At 65.0% G+C, this 16,811-nt stretch carries 15 protein-coding genes and 1 riboswitch; of the genes, 9 read left to right on the top strand and 6 right to left on the bottom strand.

Annotated features, from left to right (window positions below; translation table 11 throughout):
• The 8 genes from RI841_RS05945 to RI841_RS05910 all read left to right on the top strand — a co-directional run.
• On the top strand, positions 1–1,188 hold a 1,188-nt coding region (locus tag RI841_RS05945; RefSeq protein ID WP_310704664.1), incomplete at its 5' end, for a CoA-acylating methylmalonate-semialdehyde dehydrogenase.
• Positions 1,189–1,383: 195 nt separating this feature from the next.
• On the top strand, positions 1,384–2,622 hold the full coding sequence (locus RI841_RS05940; protein ID WP_310704663.1) for an ABC transporter substrate-binding protein: 1,239 nt from the start codon (positions 1,384–1,386) through the stop codon (positions 2,620–2,622).
• Positions 2,623–2,687: 65 nt separating this feature from the next.
• Entirely contained in the window at positions 2,688–3,557 is an 870-nt protein-coding gene (locus tag RI841_RS05935; protein WP_310704662.1) for a branched-chain amino acid ABC transporter permease, read from the top strand.
• Entirely contained in the window at positions 3,554–4,498 is a 945-nt protein-coding gene (locus RI841_RS05930; RefSeq protein ID WP_310704661.1) for a branched-chain amino acid ABC transporter permease, read from the top strand. The genes RI841_RS05935 and RI841_RS05930 overlap by 4 nt, the downstream gene beginning before the upstream one ends.
• Positions 4,495–5,265, top strand: a complete 771-nt coding sequence (locus RI841_RS05925; protein ID WP_310704660.1) for an ABC transporter ATP-binding protein — start codon at positions 4,495–4,497, stop codon at positions 5,263–5,265. The genes RI841_RS05930 and RI841_RS05925 overlap by 4 nt, the downstream gene beginning before the upstream one ends.
• Positions 5,265–5,966 carry an ABC transporter ATP-binding protein gene (locus tag RI841_RS05920; RefSeq protein ID WP_310704659.1) on the top strand — a complete coding sequence of 234 codons (702 nt, stop codon included), beginning with the start codon at positions 5,265–5,267 and terminating at the stop codon, positions 5,964–5,966. Before RI841_RS05925 ends, RI841_RS05920 begins: the two co-directional genes overlap by 1 nt.
• Before the next feature lie 266 nt (positions 5,967–6,232).
• Positions 6,233–9,400, top strand: coding sequence for a DUF3427 domain-containing protein (locus RI841_RS05915; RefSeq protein ID WP_310704658.1), 3,168 nt, complete (start codon positions 6,233–6,235; stop codon positions 9,398–9,400).
• Positions 9,401–9,516: 116 nt separating this feature from the next.
• On the top strand, positions 9,517–10,104 hold the full coding sequence (locus RI841_RS05910; RefSeq protein ID WP_310704657.1) for a peroxidase-related enzyme: 588 nt from the start codon (positions 9,517–9,519) through the stop codon (positions 10,102–10,104).
• Positions 10,105–10,116: 12 nt separating this feature from the next.
• Here RI841_RS05910 and RI841_RS05905 read toward each other — a convergent pair whose 3' ends face one another.
• Complete coding sequence (locus RI841_RS05905; protein WP_310704656.1) at positions 10,117–10,791, bottom strand: hypothetical protein; 675 nt, start codon at positions 10,789–10,791, stop codon at positions 10,117–10,119.
• 114 nt (positions 10,792–10,905) lie between these two features.
• A riboswitch (TPP riboswitch) is annotated at positions 10,906–11,025 on the top strand.
• On the opposite strand from RI841_RS05905, the gene RI841_RS05900 reads away from it, so the two are divergent.
• The gene (locus RI841_RS05900) at positions 11,015–12,391 is read left to right on the top strand and encodes a sodium:solute symporter (RefSeq protein WP_310704655.1); all 1,377 of its coding nucleotides are present in this window, start codon (positions 11,015–11,017) and stop codon (positions 12,389–12,391) included. (Overlaps the previous riboswitch by 11 nt.)
• Positions 12,392–12,523: 132 nt before the next feature.
• Here RI841_RS05900 and RI841_RS05895 read toward each other — a convergent pair whose 3' ends face one another.
• The 5 genes from RI841_RS05895 to RI841_RS05875 all read right to left on the bottom strand — a co-directional run.
• Positions 12,524–14,011, bottom strand: coding sequence for a S8 family serine peptidase (locus RI841_RS05895; RefSeq protein ID WP_310704654.1), 1,488 nt, complete (start codon positions 14,009–14,011; stop codon positions 12,524–12,526).
• Positions 14,008–14,598 (bottom strand): hypothetical protein, encoded by a 591-nt coding sequence (locus RI841_RS05890; RefSeq protein WP_310704653.1) that lies wholly within the window; start codon positions 14,596–14,598, stop codon positions 14,008–14,010. The genes RI841_RS05895 and RI841_RS05890 overlap by 4 nt, the downstream gene beginning before the upstream one ends.
• Positions 14,595–15,152 carry a sigma-70 family RNA polymerase sigma factor gene (locus RI841_RS05885; RefSeq protein ID WP_310704652.1) on the bottom strand — a complete coding sequence of 186 codons (558 nt, stop codon included), beginning with the start codon at positions 15,150–15,152 and terminating at the stop codon, positions 14,595–14,597. Before RI841_RS05885 ends, RI841_RS05890 begins: the two co-directional genes overlap by 4 nt.
• Positions 15,153–15,167: 15 nt before the next feature.
• Positions 15,168–16,418 (bottom strand): hypothetical protein, encoded by a 1,251-nt coding sequence (locus RI841_RS05880; RefSeq protein ID WP_310704651.1) that lies wholly within the window; start codon positions 16,416–16,418, stop codon positions 15,168–15,170.
• A partial coding sequence (locus RI841_RS05875) for a hypothetical protein (protein ID WP_310704650.1) occupies positions 16,415–16,811 on the bottom strand: 397 nt, incomplete at its 5' end. The genes RI841_RS05875 and RI841_RS05880, both read right to left, overlap by 4 nt.

Genomic DNA, 16,811 nt, shown 5'->3' with positions numbered 1-16,811 from the left:
GGCCGGGGCCTCGAGGTGGTGGAGCATGCCTGCTCGATCACCAGCCTCCAGCTGGGCGAGCTGGCCGAGAACGCCGCCAGCGAGGTGGACGTCTACACCCTCAACCAGCCGCTGGGCGTGGGGGCAGGCATCACCGCCTTCAACTTCCCGATCATGCTGCCCTGCTTCATGTTCCCGCTGGCCATCGCTACCGGCAATACCTTCGTGCTCAAGCCCTCCGAGCAGGACCCGAGCTCCACCATGCGCCTGGTCGAGCTGGCCCACGAGGCCGGCGTGCCGGCCGGTGTGCTCAACGTGGTGCATGGCGGCCCGGACGTGGCCAACCAGATCGCGGACCACACCGACATCAAGGCGCTCTCCTTCATCGGCTCCACCCATGTGGGCTCGCTGCTCTACAACCGCGCCGCCGCCGCCGGCAAGCGCATGCAGTCGATGATGGGCGCCAAGAACCACTGCGTGGTGATGCCGGACGCCAACCGCAGCCAGGCGATCAACAACCTGCTGGGCTCTGCCTTCGGCGCCGCCGGCCAGCGCTGCATGGCCAACTCCGTGGTGGTGCTGGTGGGCGAGGCCCGGGAGTGGCTGGACGACATCGTCGAGGGCGCGCGCAACATGAAGGTCGGCCCCGGCACCCAGCGCGACGCCGACCTCGGCCCGCTGGTCTCCCCGCAGGCCAAGGAGCGCGTGGAGCGCCTGATCGCCGCCGGCGAGAAGGAAGGGGCAAAGCTGCTGGTCGACGGTCGCGGCTGCCAGGTGGAGGGCTACCCGAACGGCAACTTCGTCGGCCCGACCCTGTTCGCCGACGTGAAGCCCGAGATGACCATCTACCGCGAGGAGGTCTTCGGCCCGGTGCTCTGCGTGGTGAGCGTCGAGACACTGGATGAGGCGATCGCCTTCATCAACGCCAACCCCAACGGCAACGGCACCTCCATCTTCACCAACTCCGGCTGGGTGGCGCGCCGCTTCGAGACCGACATCGACGTCGGCCAGGTGGGCATCAACGTGCCGATTCCGGTGCCGGTCGCCTACTTCAGCTTCACCGGCTCCCGTGCCTCCAAGCTCGGTGACCTGGGCCCCAACGGCAAGCAGGCCATCGCCTTCTGGACCCAGACCAAGACCGTCACCGCGCGCTGGTTCGAGCCGGAGAACGTCTCCAGCGGTATCAACAGCACCATCTCGCTGGGCTGATCCCGGCCCACTGCAAGCCTGTCGGCGGCCCCGTCTCGAGAGAGGCGGGGCCGCTCTCGTTGGGCGCGGGTGCGTTGAGACGCGGCGGGGCAGGCCGTTTGACACTCTCATGGCCCCGACCCTAAATGGAGGGACCGCCGCCTCCCGGGCGGCGAGCTCAATCAACCGATAACGACAAGACAAGAGGTGGAGAGCATGTTGAATCCCACGCGTACCCTTCCCCGGGTCCGGACGCTGTGCACCGCCGTGTGCCTGGCGCTCGGGCTCGGTGCCACGACGAGCGCCCAGGCCGAGGACCCGGTCCGCATCGGCGCCATCTACATCATGTCCGGTTCCCCCTCGGTCTACGGCCAGTTCGCCCAGCAGGGCATGCAGCTCGCCGTGGACGAGATCAACGAGTCGGGCGGCATCCTCGGCCGCGACGTCGAGTTCGTGCTGGAGGACAGCCAGATCAAGGCCGATGCCGCCATCCAGGCCGCCCGCAAGCTGGTCTACTCCGAGCAGGTGCATGCCCTGATGGGCCTGGACAGCTCCGGCGTGGCCACGGGGGTCGTTCCGGTGGTGCCGGAACTGCAGCGGCCCTTCATCATCACCCACGCCGCCACCCCGGACGTCACCGGCAAGCTCTGCAACCGCTACACCTACCGGCTGAGCGTGAACATCAGCCAGAACACCAAGGCGGCCGCCGAGATCGCCGAGCAGACCGGCGCCAAGCGCTGGACGACCATCGGGCCGGACTACGCCTTCGGCCACCAGTCCTGGGAGTTCTTCGGCAACTACCTCCAGGAGGTCGATCCCGAGGTGGAGCTGATGGAGCGCACGGCCTTCCCGCGCTTCGGCAACGAGGACTTCACGCCCTTCATCAACAACGTCATGGATGCGAAGCCCGATGGCGTGCTGATCTCGCTGTGGGGTGGTGACCTGGTCAACTTCATCCGCCAGGCCAACAACCTCGGCTTCTTCGACCAGGACTTCGAGGTGCTGATGACCCTGGGCGGCGCCACCGAGGTGATGTCCGCGATGGGCAATGACATGCCCGAGGGGGTCTGGGTCGGCACGCGCTACTGGTTCGCGGCCCATGACAACGAGGCCAACAACGCCTTCGTCTCGTCCTACATGGATCGCTACGGCAAGCCGCCGAGCTACAACGCCGAGGGTGCCTACGCCGGCATCCAGGCCTACAAGGCGGCCATCGAGAAGGCCGGCTCCACCGACCCCGAGGCGATCACCGACGCGCTCTCCGGCCTGACCTTCCAGGCGCCCAACGGCGAGCTCACCCTCCGCGTGGGTGACCACCAGGCTGTGGTCGGCCCGACCTGGGGTCAGACCGCCGCGCTCAGCGACGAGTACGGCGTGCGCATGCTCGACGCGATGAAGACCTTCGACGGCGACCTGGTGACCCCGGACGTGTCGGAGACGGGCTGCTCGCTCTGACGACGCCTGCCGGCCGCCCCTCCCGGGCGGCCGGCCTGACTGACTGACCCACCGGGGAGTCCACGATGCAGAGCTTCATTGCCGCACTGCTGAACAGCCTCGACATCGCCTTGCTGCTCTTCGTCATCGCTGTCGGCCTCAACATCATCTTCGGCGTGCTCAACGTCATCAACTTCGCCCACGGGGCCCTCTACATGCTGGGCGCCTACTTCGCCTACACGGCGATGGGGCTGCTCGGGCTGTCGTTCTGGGTGGCGCTGGTGGTGGCCCCGCTGCTGGTGGCCGTGGTGGCGATCGCCATCGAGCGGCTGATGCTGCGAACGGTCTATGATCGCCACATCACCGACAGCCTGTTGCTGACCTTCGCCCTGCTGCTGATCATCGACGAGTCCGTGCGGATGATCTGGGGACCGTCCATCCAGGTGGTGGACCCGCCGGCGCTGCTCACCGGCACTTTCTCCGTGTTCGGCCTCAACTATCCCGTCTACGGCCTCTTCGTGATCGCCGTGGGGATCGCCATGATGCTGGGCCTGTGGTTGCTGTTCACCCGCACCCGCCTGGGGCGCATCGTGCGCGCCGCGGCGCTGGACCGGGAGATGGCCCAGACCCTCGGGATCAACGTGCCCATGGTGATCACCGGCGTGTTCGCCTTCGGCGCCTGGATCGCCGCCGTGGGCGGCGTGGTGGCCGCGCCGATGCGCGCCATCGGGCCGGCGATGGGCGAGAAGATCATCATCGAGTCGTTCATCGTGGTGGTGATCGGCGGGCTCGGCAGCTTCCCCGGCACCCTGCTCGGGGCGCTGGTGCTGGGCTTCATCCACGGCTTCGGCGGGCGCTACCTGCCCGAGATCAACCTCGTGCTGCCCTACATCGGCATGGCGCTGGTGCTGCTGCTCAAGCCCCAGGGGCTGATGGGCAAGGGGGCAAGCGCATGACCAAGCGACTGGCGATCTTCGGGGTACTGGCGCTGGTCCTGGCCGCGCTCTTCCTGCTGCCCTACGGTGTCTCCTACTTCTACATCTTCGTGGCCACCGAGATCCTGATCATGGGGCTCTTCGCGGCCAGCTTCAATCTGGTGTTCGGCTACACCGGCATGCTCTCCTTCGGGCATGCGGCCTTCTTCGGCATGGGCGCCTATACCACCGCCATGCTGCTGCTCCACCTGCAGGTGCCGCTGGTGTGGGCGCTGCTGGCCGCGATGCTCAACTCGATGCTGCTCGCCGCCGTGATCGGCTTTTTCTGCGTGCGGCTCAACGAAGTCTACTTCGCCATGCTGACTCTGGCGTTCGGCATGATGGTGTTCGCCGTGGCCCACCAGTGGCGCAGCGTGACCAACGGCAGCGACGGCATCACCGGCTTCCGGCTCACCGAGTTCGGCCTGGGCCTCGACCTGCAGCTCGCCAACCCGCTGGTCTACTACTATGTGGTGCTGGTGGTGGTGGTGCTCGCCGCGGCGCTGCTCTACCTGGTCACGCGCTCGCCCTTCGGCCTGATCCTGAAGGCCATCAGCGAGAACCCCGAGCGGGTGTCGTTCTGCGGGCTCAACGAGCGTCGCTTCCGGCTGATCGCCTTCATCGTGGCCGGGCTCTTCGCGGGGCTCGCCGGCGGGCTCTTCGCCCCCTTCAACCGGGTAGCGAGCCCCGACATGATCCACTGGAGCCACTCCGCGGAGGCCGTGCTGATGACCATCCTCGGTGGGTCGGCCTACTTCCTGGGGCCCTTCTTCGGCGCCATGGTGTTCGTGCTGCTGGAGATCTGGATCACCAGCTACACCGACCACTGGATGCTGTTCCTCGGCATCATCCTGGCGCTGATGGTGATGTTCTTCCGCCGCGGTATCCTCGGTACCGTGCTCGACCGGGTGCTGAGACGATGACCGAACCCCTGCTCTCGATCCGCGACCTGACCAAGACCTTCGGCGGCGTGCATGCCGTCGACGGGGTCTCCCTCGACGTGCAGCCGCGCGAGACCGTGGCCCTGATCGGCCCCAACGGCGCGGGCAAGACGACCTTCTACAACATGATCTCGGGGCGCATGACGCCGACCTCGGGGAGCATCCACTACGAGGGCGACGAGATCACCGGGCTGCCGCCGCACCGCATCAGCCGGCTGGGCATCTCCCGCTCCTTCCAGATCACCAACATCTTCCAGGAGCTCTCGGTGTGCCAGAACGTCGAGGTCGCGCTGACCGCCTTCCACGGCAAGGCGCTGTCGATGCTGCGCCTGGCCTCGCGCGACCGCGAGATCATTGACGAGGCCCAGGGCCTCCTCGAGCGGCTGGGGCTCGAGGCCCTGGCGGAGCAGCGCGCCGGCGTGCTCAGCTATGGTGACAAGCGGCTGCTCGAGATCGCTATCGTGCTGGCGACCCGCCCGCACCTGGTGCTCCTCGACGAGCCCACGGCGGGCATGACCCCGGAGGAGACCCGGCACGTCACCCACCTGATCCGCAAGCTGGCCGACTCTGGTGATTACACCTTCCTCGTCACCGAGCACGACATGAGCGTGGTGTTCGGCCTGGCCGACCGCATCCTGGTGATGCACCGCGGCCAGCGGCTGGCGGAGGGCACGCCCGAGGAGATCCGCAACGACCCCGAGGTGAAGCGCGCCTATCTCGGCGAGGAAGAAGAGGAGGCGGCATCCTGATGCTGACAGTCGAGGATATCCATACCTACTACGGCGAGAGCCATGCCCTGCAGGGCGTGAGCCTGGAGGTCGAGGCCGGCGATGTTGTCTGCCTGCTGGGCCGCAACGGCGCCGGCAAGAGCACGACGCTCAAGAGCATCATGGGGGTCACGCCACCGCGGCAGGGGCGGGTGGTGTTCGAGGGACAGGAGATCCAGGGGGTGCCGGCCCACCGTATCGCCCGGCTCGGCATCGCCCTGGTGCCGGAGGACCGGCGCATCTTCCCCGGGCTCAGCGTCTACGAGAATCTGGAGGTGGCAATGCAGCCCGGCCATGCGGGAGAGCGGCGCTGGACCCCGGAGCGGGTGCTCGACACCTACCCGATGCTCGCCGAGCTGCGCCACCAGGACGGCGCCACCCTCTCGGGTGGCCAGCAGCAGATGCTGGCGATCGCCCGGGCGCTGGTCACCGAGCCGCGCCTGCTGCTGCTCGACGAGCCCAACGAAGGGCTGGCCCCGGTCATCGTCCACCAGATCGGCGAGCTGATCGACGACCTGTCGAGCACCACCACCATCCTCTTCACCGACCAGAGCGTGCCCTTCGCCCTTCGCCATGCCCGCAAGGCCTACATCCTGCAGAAGGGGCAGGTCGCCTATGCCGGCACCACCGCCGAGCTGCGCGAGAACCCCGAGCTCCAGGAGCGCTATCTCTCCGTGGCCTGAGCCGGGGGCCGGCTACGCCGAAGGGACCATGGTCACCTTTGCGTAACGTTCACATGCGGTGCCCTGTCTCCGATGGGAGGTGGGGAATCTTGCTTTGAATCCCTCGCCCTTTGTTCTGGAGCGGTCCCAGCGTTTCAGTAATTCGTTATGTTGCGACTTGGATGCGATAGTGGCGGTGCGATCAAGAAATCGGGCGGTTGGTTCCATCACTATAAGGTGCCAATCTTTACAGCGATGGCACCCTCGGGAGCGACTGGAGGGGGTGGATGTTTCCGCTGCTGTCTGTCGTCGGAGACGCAAGGGAGAAGAAGGGCATGGACAAGCTTCCCGAAGGCCTTTACGAGCGGCTGCTTGATGAAGAGCTAATGGCGCAGTTGCAAGCGCATCCCGAACTAAAACCGGTGCTTCGCTCGCTCGATGATGAAACGGTGCCTCACGCGTACTCCCAATTTATCGGCCAACTGCTTCACCGAGCTCTACGGATCGTGGACGCCCAGCAGCGGCTACCTCTCCTGAACCGCATTATTGAGCTGGTGTCAGCTACCGACGGTCTCGACTATCTGACTCGCAAACGGTTGCTCAGCGCCGATAAGCCGATTCTTACTGAGATCGGGCATAGCCGCGAGCCGTTACCCCGCCCCTATACCCCACTTTCGACGAGTGCACTACTCACTGGCTTGGGGCATGACCCGCCATTGGAGCATGAGTTGCGGGCTGAGATGGCGACGGCGGATAGCGTCGATGTCCTGGTCTCATTCATTAAGTGGTCCGGTCTGCGGCTTTTGATGCCCGCCTTCGAGCGCTTGGCCGAGAGAGGCGTGCCGGTTCGCCTGATCTCCACCAGCTACATGGGTGCCAGCGATCCGACGGCACTGGAGTGGCTGTCCCGGCAGCCTAATGTCACCGTGCGTGTCTCCTACGACACCGGTGGTACTCGATTGCATGCTAAGGCTTATCACTTTCGGCGTGAGAGCGGTTACTCCACGGCCTATATCGGCTCAGCGAACATGTCCCACTCAGCGATGACCCAAGGGCTGGAGTGGACCGTCAAGGTTACCGCTCAGGACATGGCTCATATCCTCGAGCGCTTTGAGGCGGAGTTCTCCGCTTATTGGGAGAGCGACGAGTTCGAGCGCTATACCCCGGAGGATTTCACGCGCTTTCGACAGGCCATCGCCGCGCACAAGGAGCGCGGTCGAGGTGGGGCGACTTTTTTCGCCGAGATCACGCCGCGGCCGTTCCAACTACGGATTCTGGAAGCCATCGATGCCGCCCGTCAGCGCGGTTCGTTTCGCAACCTCGTGGTGGCAGCCACCGGCACCGGCAAGACCGTGATCTCGTCACTGGACTATCGGCGGATCTGCGAGCGCGAGGGGCGTCAGGTACCGCTGCTGTTCGTCGCCCATCGCAAGGAGATCCTGGAGCAGGCCCAGGCTTGTTACCGCACCGTACTTCGTGATCAAAACTTCGGCGAGCTCTGGGTGGGCGGTCATTCGCCTACGGAGCACCGTCACCTGTTTGCCTCGGTGCAGACGCTGAATGGGCAGCGGCCTTGGGAATCCCTCGGAACAGACCACTTTTACTATGTGGTGATTGATGAGGCGCATCATGAGACTGCTAGCAGCTACCGGGTGCTACTCGAGGAGCTAAACCCTGCCGTTTTGCTGGGGCTCACGGCCACGCCCGAGCGTATGGATGGCACTAGTATTCTTCCGGATTTCGATGGCGACTTCGCCGCTGAAATTCGCCTGCCCGAGGCGCTGGAAGAGAAACTACTGTGTCCCTTCCACTATTTCGGGGTCAGCGATAGCGTCGATCTCAGCGACGATAGCCTGTGGCGCAATGGACGCTATGATGTCCGCCAGATTGAGACTCTTCTGACCGGCGATGACTTTCGTGCCAAGCAGCGGGTAGACACTATTCTGCAGGCGCTGGAGCGCTATCAGCCCGATCTGCACGGCGTCCGTGCAGTAGGGTTCTGTGCAGGTGTGCGCCACGCCGAGTATATGGCTGAATGTTTCAATCGGCTGGGTGAAGCGTACAGGGCTGCCGTTCTAGTCGGTGATACGCCGGCAGAGGTTCGCGCTGAGCGGCTTCGTGAGTTCCGCGAGGGCAGTTTACCGTTCCTGTTTACTGTTGATGTGCTAAGTGAAGGGGTAGATGTTCCGGATATCAACTTGGTGATGTTCCTACGCCCCACCGAGAGCCTGACGGTATTTCTTCAGCAACTGGGGCGCGGGCTGCGTCACGCGCCAGGCAAGGATTGCCTGACTGTCTTGGACTTTGTGGGACAAACCCACCGACGTTATCGGTTGGATACCAAATTCACTGCGTTACTTTCTGGCCAGCGGCAGCGCCTTGACCGTGAGGTAGAGGCAGACTTCCCCAGCCTGCCGCCTGGCTGCAGTATTCAGCTTGAGCGGGTCGCTCGGGAGCGAGTGCTAAGCAAGATTCGCGCGGTGCTCAGCGACTTGAATCAGTTTATCCCCGAGACCCTGCGCACCTGGCCGGAGGAAGTAGGGCAGCCATTGACGTTTGGGCATTTCTTGGAGGTGACGGGACTTTCTCCGGTACAGGTGCTCTCGCGCAGGAGCTGGTCGGAGTGGAAGGCGATAGCCGACCGCAAATCACCCCCCACGGACCCGGACCTCGATCAGGCCCGCAAGGCGCTACCGCGTATCGCTTTGCGTAGCGATCCAGTGCTCTTGAGAGCCATCGAGGACATTGGCGATCAAGACGGGTCGGTTCAGGAGACGCTGGGTCGCTACGACGTGGCACAGCAAACGGCGTTGCACTATCTGCTATGGGCCCGGAAGGGCGGGCTGATCGGCGTGGATAGTCTCGAGGAGTCGATGCAAAAGTGGCGCGCTAATCCTAGTGTGGCGGCCGATGCCGTGGAGATTGCCGCCTGGCGGCGTGCCCATCAGCGAGTGCCGCTGCAAACCCTCGATGAATTGCCGATCGACTGCAGGCTACTCTTGCATGGCGCCTACGGCACCGCCGAAATCAAGGCGGCTCTGGGATTGGCCAGCCTTGAGAAACCGGGCGCTACTGGGGTGGGCGTCATCCACGCCAAGGACATTCGTGCCTATATCCACTTGGTGACCTTCCAGAAGGACGAGGGAGACTTCTCACCTACCACGCGCTATCGCGATTACCCCATAAGCCGTTCGCTGCTTCACTGGGAGAGTCAGTCGAATACCACGCAAGCAAGCGCTACCGGCCAAAATTACATTCACTTCGATGAGCGTGGTTATACAATTCTGTTCTTTGCCCGCTTAGCCAAACGTAGCGAGGGCGAGACAGCACCGTTTATCTTCTTGGGACCGGCCAAGGCGCTGAAAAGCTATCAAGGTGATCGTCCCATCGCCATGACCTGGGAACTGGAGTACCCGATGCCCGCGGAGCTCTTCGAGGAGGCTAGGCCGGCATAGCGACAGGGTAGCCAAAGCGGAATACCGGAGGAGGTTCGACCTTTGCCGGCATGTTGACGTTGACGTTAACTGCTATCTTGGTGGCGTTGCCAACAACCACAACGCCTGGAGCCTCCATGTCCGCGCCCATCAGCCGCTTCCCCGTTCCCGAATCGATCCACGACCTGCCCGCCGACGTCCGCGACGCCATGCTGGCGGTGCAGGAGAAGGCCGGCTTCGTGCCCAACGTCTTCCTGATGCTGGCCCACCGGCCCGCCGAGTTCCGCGCCTTCTTCGCCTATCACGACGCCCTGATGGAGCGGGAATCCGACACGCTGACCAAGGCGGAGAAGGAGATGATCGTGGTGGCCACCAGCGCCCGCAACCGCTGCCTCTACTGCGTGGTGGCCCACGGCGCCCTGGTGCGGATCTACAGCAAGGACCCGCTGCTCGCCGACCAGGTGGCGACCAACCATCGCACTGCGCCGATCAGCGAGCGCCACCGCGTGATGCTGGACTTCGCCCTCTACTGCGGCCTGGAGGTGGGAGAGCTCAACGACGAGTGGGAGGCCCGCCTGAAAACGGCCGGGTTCACCCACGACGACATCTGGGACATCGGCGCCATCGCCGCCTTCTTCGGCCTTTCCAACCGCCTGGTCACCCTGACCGGCACGCCGCCCAACGAGGAGTTCTATCTGATGGGGCGTGTGCCGCGGGAGAAGTGAGGAACAACCCCATCATTTTCTGGCGCTATCCTCGAGTAGCGTCAACACCGACGCCAGCTGGCTTTCGTGCAGTAGCAGCATGCTATCGCCGCCGTCGCCTTCGCGAGGTGTCACCACGGCGAATTCGCCTTCTTCCAGGTGGAACTCGTGTATCTCGCAGGGTCCGCCGGGAGTCTGGCAGTAGATCGAGCGGTAGGGGTCATCCTCGCTGTAGGTGAGGCGGTGGTAGACCTTGAAGAAGGTGTAGAGGGTCAGGCCCTGCTTGAAGGCGGGCCAGCGGGCGGGGATGGTGCGGGTCTCCTCGTCGAGCGCCTGGCCACTGGCCTCGGCGGCGGCGATGGCCTGCTCAAGTGGTTCGGCCAGCAGGGAGGTGGTGTCGCGGGGCAGCGGCTGCTGCCGCTCGAAGGCTTGCCGGAAGTCGTCGGCCACCTGACGAAGCGCCGCCAGCGAGCGTGGACGATAATCGCTGTGGCAGAGCGCGGCGGGCGCGAAGCTGCCGTTCTCCCAGCCGTGGATGACGCGAAGCACCAGCGAGCCGTGGCGCATCGGCCCCAGAATCAGCGCCTCGGTGGCCACGCGCAGGTGCAGCAGGCGCTCCGTGGCGGCGTTGTCGAAGGCGCTGTAGGGGTCGACGAAGATCGCATGCAGGCGACCTGGGGCGTGTTCCTTGGCTTCGTTGTAGGGCATCACGGGGCTCCGGCACGGGTAGTCGTCACGACGAGGCGGCGCTATGATGCACCTCGATCCCGTCTCTATCGGCCATTCCGGCCCCGGCTTGAGGCGCGATCCCACAATCCATTCACTTGTCGCCAGGGGAGTCCCGCTGCCGTTTGCATTGGCCGGGGCTGAGAGAGCGCATGGCGCTGACCCTGGAACCTGATCCGGCTCACACCGGCGGAGGAAGTGCGACATGCCCTACTTGACGTCTGCCGTGCTCGGCGCGGCGCTGCTGTGCTTTGCTTTCCTGGGCCTGCGGGCCCGCCGGGCCGATGGCCCCCTCGACGACTATGTCACCGCGCGCAACTCCCAGGGGGCCCAGTCGCTGGGCCTCTCCTTCCTGGCCTCGGGGATGGGGGCCTGGATCCTCTTCGCGCCCCCCGAGATCGGGGCCTTCGTCGGCCCGCTGGCGCTGGCCGGCTATGCCATCGGCTCGGCGCTGCCGTTCATCGTGCTGGGGCTCTACGGCCCGGCGATCCGGCGCCATCTGCCGGAGGGGCGCAGCATCGGCGAGTTCGCCGAGGCCTGCTACGGCGCCGGGGTGCGGCGCTGGGTGTCGCTGGTCTCGGTGCTCTACATGGCCTGCTTCCTGACCGCGGAGCTCACCGCCATCGGGGCCATCACCGCACTGCTCTCCGAGGTGCCGCCGGCGCTGGTGGTCATCGGCGTGGCGGTCGCCACGCTGCTCTACACGGCGGTGGGCGGCCTGCGGGCGAGCCTCGCCACCGACCGCTGGCAGGCCTGGTTGCTGGTCGCGCTGCTGGCGGTGGTCGGCGGCGTGGCGCTCCTGCGCCTGCCCGAGATGCCGGTGGACGCCACGCTGCCCTCGATCCCCACCGGCAGCGCCCTCGCCGTGGCGCTGACCCTGGTGATCGCGGTGACCGCTGCGAACCTCTTCCATCAGGGCTACTGGCAGCGGGTGTGGGCGGCGCGGGACGACCGCGCCCTGGGGCGCGGCGCCTGGCTGGGCGGCGGCATCACGGTACTGGTGGTGATGGTGGTGGGCAGCCTTGGCACGCTGGCCGCCATGGCCGGCGTGGCGCTCGGCGAGCCACCGATCCCCTTCTTTGCGCTGCTCTCGCAGGCGCCGGGCTGGCTGGCCCTGCCGGCGCTGGTGCTGGCGGTCACCCTGGTCGCCTCCAGCGTGGATACCCTGCAGAACGGCATCGCCTCGCTGGTGGTCGCGGGTTCCGGCCGGCGCGGGCTCTCCCTCGGTGCAGCCCGCTGGGTCACGGTGGCGCTGATGGTGCCGGTGGTGATCGTGGCGCTGCAGGGGCTTTCGGTGCTGCGGCTGTTCCTGATCGCCGACCTGCTCTGCGCGGCCATTGTGGTGCCGGTGCTGCTGGGCCTCTGGTCGCGGATGAGCCCCCTGGCCGCGGTGGCCGGCGGCGTGGCGGGCATGCTCGGCGCCATCCTCCCGGGCTGGGTGGCCCAGGGCAGCCTCGGGGCGGGCGTGCTGGCGGCCAGCTTCCCCGGCAGCATCCCGACCCTGCCGCCGTTCCTGGGGGCGCTCGTGGCCTCCACCCTGGTCAGCCTGCTGATCGCCGGGCTCCGGCCGGCTTCCCGGTAAGTAAGTGACTGAGAGAGCGCCGAGCCCATCATGTCTTCGAAGGTCTGGGCCTCATCGGCCAGCTCGAAGCGTGCCGTGTCGGGGCTCTCGTGACTCACCGGCTGACAGGGGGCATCCGTTTTCAGTACAGGATTATTGGCCGGTGCAGGCATCGGGCCACTGGATGAGCCCCCAGCCAAAGTTGTCGTCCTTGCCGGGAATTCCCAGGTCAATGGCTCCCAGTTGTGCCTGTTGCTGCCATCGGGATGACAGGTGTTTTTCGGCCAGCAGTGTGGCCAGCACGAAGGGGGCCGCATAGGAGGTGCCGCTGTGGTAGTACGTGCCATCTGCACTGGCTGCCCAGACGTGCACGCCCGGGGCGGCAAAGTCGAGATGCTCGCCTCGATTGGCACGCTGGTAACGTCGTTGATTCGCATCCACCGCGGTAACCGCGATCACGCCTGGATGGGCTGCCGGGTAGACGGCTGGGCCTTCCGAGCCGAGGTTGCCGGCAGCCGCCACCAGCAGGATCTCCTTGGCCAGCAGTTGTTGCAGCAAGAGATCGAGTACGCGGTTCTTTCGCCCGCCAAGACTCAGGTTGATGGCTTCGACTTCCTGACCCAGCAGCCAGTCCAGCCCCAAGGCCAGCGTGTCGGTAGTGGTATCGATCGTGTTGCCGCGCTGGCGAAAGACCGCCGCGACGGATAATGCTGCTTCCCTCATCAACGGCGTGAAGCCTTGATCCGGGTCGCCGACCCAGAGGCTGGCAATCGCCGTACCATGATCGGTGGGCGCGGGTGTCGGGCCGGCAAATTCCGCCAGGTCGATCGAGCGGCCGGCTAGCGCGGGATGCACGAGGCTCACGGCGGTATCGATCAGGCCGACTCGGGCGTTGTCCAGGCAAGACGTGTTTCCCGTCGACAGGCCGATCATGTCCTGGCCGTAGCGTTGTCGAGGCCCGCCCATCAGCCGGTAGCGCTGATTGACGTCAAGGTTCATGTTCGGGGACTGTCGCCGGATTTTCGCCAGCAGTGCCAGGGTGCCTGCATCGGGGGGCAGTCGGAAGACACTGACCACGAGGCCGAGCCGCTTCAATGCCTGGCGGCTCTTGATCCGCAGCCGGTAGGCCGCCAGTTCGCGTGCCATTGCCACGGCACCAGGCATGTCGTTGCTGATCAGCACCAGTTCCCCGGGCTCGAAATCCTCGGTCTCGCTTGGCGGATCCTGGTCGGCTGATGCCATGCTGGTCTCGTCATCCGCGGATGACCAGTCGGGTGGTGACAGCGAGGAGGGTCCCCGGCCCATCAGGCTGCCGCCGCGCTCCACTCTCGGGTGGACAGGTCCGCTTTCCTGTGGCGGGGCATCGGGCTCTGCCGGTGGTTGTGTCTTGGCCTCGGGTGCGGTGTCCGGGCGCGCTGGTTTCTGGTCGGTTTGCCGGTCGGCAGCTTTCTCGGGGGCTTTTTCAGGAGTCTCGGTAATGATCTCCTCGAGCAAGGAGCGTGCCCTGTCCTGGCGTTGCGGTTCCATGTCCTGGCCATGAGCCATTTCGGTCATGAGGATCAGGGTGCCCACTACCAGCCAGGCTGCCGTGAGTGGGCAGCGCGTATGGTCTGCCGAGCCTGAGGTGCCACGGTGGATCACGGTGAGCTCACCTCCTCGATGAAGGGTAACTGCTCAAGCTGCTGCCGAATGGCATCGACATCGCTGCTCGGTGGCAGCTGAATGGTGTAAAGGCCCAGAGCACCGGGGCCATCGACGATGCGTAACCCACGGGACCCCAGGCTCTCGCGGATCTGCTCGGCGGTGGAGCTGGGGGTGAAGGCGATCTGTAGCCGTGGCTGCTGACTTGCGGTCTCGCCGGACAGCGGGACCCAGTTGCTGTCGGTGGACTGAGTGGTCAGCTGGAATCCGGTCTGGATGGCGAGCAGCAGACAGGCTGCTATAGCCAGAGGCTTCCAGTAGCGTCGAGTATTGGCACTCTGTGGTGAGCTCTCGGCGGTCTCTCGGTGGATGTCTCGCTTGAGGCGGGCCAGGTCCATCTCCACGGGTGGCTCGTCGCCCGATTGTTGCAGGGTGTCTTTCAAGGCCTGCAGGAACTCGACATCGCGGGCCAGGTCAGGGTCGTTTGCCAGTGCCATTTCCACGTGGCGGATCTCTTCGGCATCGAGCCGGCCATTCACGTAAAGGGGCAGCTTCTCTGCGATGGTGTTCCTGTCGCTGGCGTTCATTCGGCCTCCATTCCGACAGCCGTCAGATAGTGCTTTATCAACTTCTTGGCATGGTGGACGCGTGATTTCACTGTCCCCTCGGGAATATCGATGATCCGGCTGATCTCGTCGTAGTTGAGTTCCTCGAAGAACACCAGATGAAGGATTTCGCGGTGCTCGGTCGAGAGCCTGGCCATGCACTGCGCCAGGCGCGCCTTGTCACGTGCCGCCAGGGTCAGGGCTTCGATATCGGCACCGGGGGATTCATCGATCATGGTTTCGTCCAGTTCGGTGGATGGACGACGACCCTGTTGTCGCCAGTGGTCCAGTACCTTGTGGTGGGCGATGCCCAGCAGCCAGGTGGTGACTCGGGCCTTCCCCTGGAAGCGTCCGGCGGAGCGCCAGACTTCAAGCATGGTGTCATTGAGTACGTCGTTGGCCGTGAAGGGGTCGTTCAATTTCGAGAGCACGAAATGATAGACGCGCCTCTGATGGCGACGATAGAACTCGCTCAGGGCTTGCATGTCCTGGTTCGCGATGGCGATCAGCAACTCGTTGTCCTGACGGTCATCCATGGCAACCTCGAGGTGTCAGGGGGCGTGAAGAATGGCCTCGAGAGGGCTGGCAGCAATGACCTGGCCTTGCGCGTCGATGGCAATCAGGCGCCAGTAATAACGCTTGTCGGCCTCCAGATGATTGAGCAGGGAACGGCTGGGTGAGTCCAGTGTTCTATCCCCCGCAATGACCTGACCGGTGATCGGCTCCATCTTCAAGTCAACCGGCTGGCGCCCGGCGTCTCTGGAACCTTCCTCAGCGGTGGCACTGGCCTCCATGGCCTCGGGCCGGCGGTCGTAGAATTCCAGCAGGTAGGCATGGCTACCCGCCACCGGCCGCCAGCGGAAGCGAGTCTCCCGGCTCAGGGGGCTTGCCGATTCGGAGGGAAGGATACGGATGGCGGGAACCGTGCTTTTCCTTTGCAGGGCCCCCTCGCTGACACGGTAGCTTAGCGTCGGTAATCCCTCGATCTCGGTGGGGGCCAGGAAGCGCAACCTGACCCGATGAATGCCGGAGGTGTCGCTGGGCAGCAGTGGGGAACTGAGCATCAGTTCCCGACCTGCTCCGAGGTACTGGCGAACATAGGCCAGGGGAGCATAGAGAGGCTGACCGCGTGTGCTGGCTGGAGTCGCCACCTCCCAGATGGCATTGATGATGCCGGCACCCTCGTAGCTGATACGGGCATTTGCCCGAAGTTGCTCATCCGGACGCAGGGTATCGGTCAGGGTCCCCCGGTCGAAGAACAGGCTGATACGCTGAATATTCACCCCGGTGGCAGAGGGGTCGGCTCCCTCGATAATGGCGCTTCCGCGACCGGGCACGCCCTGCTGGAGTGTGATCACCTGCACCCCGGTCATTGGCTCCGATCCTTCAAGGCTGAACCGGCGAACGTAGAATACCTGCCGTTCGCCCTGGCTTGCCGCCTCTTCGCTGATGGTTGCCGGCACACGCAGCGACTCGGTCACCCGGAACGCGATGCCGCGATCATCCGTTGCCGGCCCGATGGGTTGCACCAACGGGGTGGGCGAAGTGCCGAGGCGCTGGCCACTGAGGGGGTGGCCCAGCATGAAAATTCCCTGATCGGAGACCAGGGGCTGCGCGAGTCTCGGGTCGGTGCGCGCCTCACCTCGCCACGTCAGGTTGATGCGACTGTCCACCCCTACGGTGGCGCTCGGATTGCTGGTGCAGGGGAAACGGGCATCGCACAGAGCAAGGATCTGTGCCTGAGCGATGGATGCCAGCGACACCAGCAGCAGGACGAGGAGACAAGGACGAACGAGTTTCATTGCATGCCTCCCGGATAGGCCGTCGGGAGTGTGGTGCGCAACTCCAGCCAGACCTGGTTCTCGTTGAAGGGGTCCTGACCGTAGAGCCGGTCACGCAGGGTATTGCCGCTGTAACTCAGCGACAGCTGCACTCCGGCTCGGTTGCTCTCGGGTTTTCGGATACGCCAATCCAGCTGGCCGCTGATGTAGAGGGATTCATCATGCTGAGGGAAGAAGGGATCGTCTTCTGCATTGTTCTGGTTGAGGCTCAGGTTCAGGGACGCGGAGAGCCGGTCGGGAATGAATCGGGCGTTGCCGCCCAGCGAGAAGATCTGCTGATCGATACGTTCTCCCCCATTCCGGTAGCGGGTCTGGGAGCCCTGCCAGCCCAGGGTGAGCTCGTAGTGCTCGGCC

It is taken from the genome of Halomonas sp. (assembly GCF_031581305.1).
GTDB lineage: Bacteria > Pseudomonadota > Gammaproteobacteria > Pseudomonadales > Halomonadaceae > Halomonas.
The sequence above is the reverse complement of the archived record's forward strand: the minus strand, read 5'-3'. Positions and strand labels throughout refer to the sequence as shown.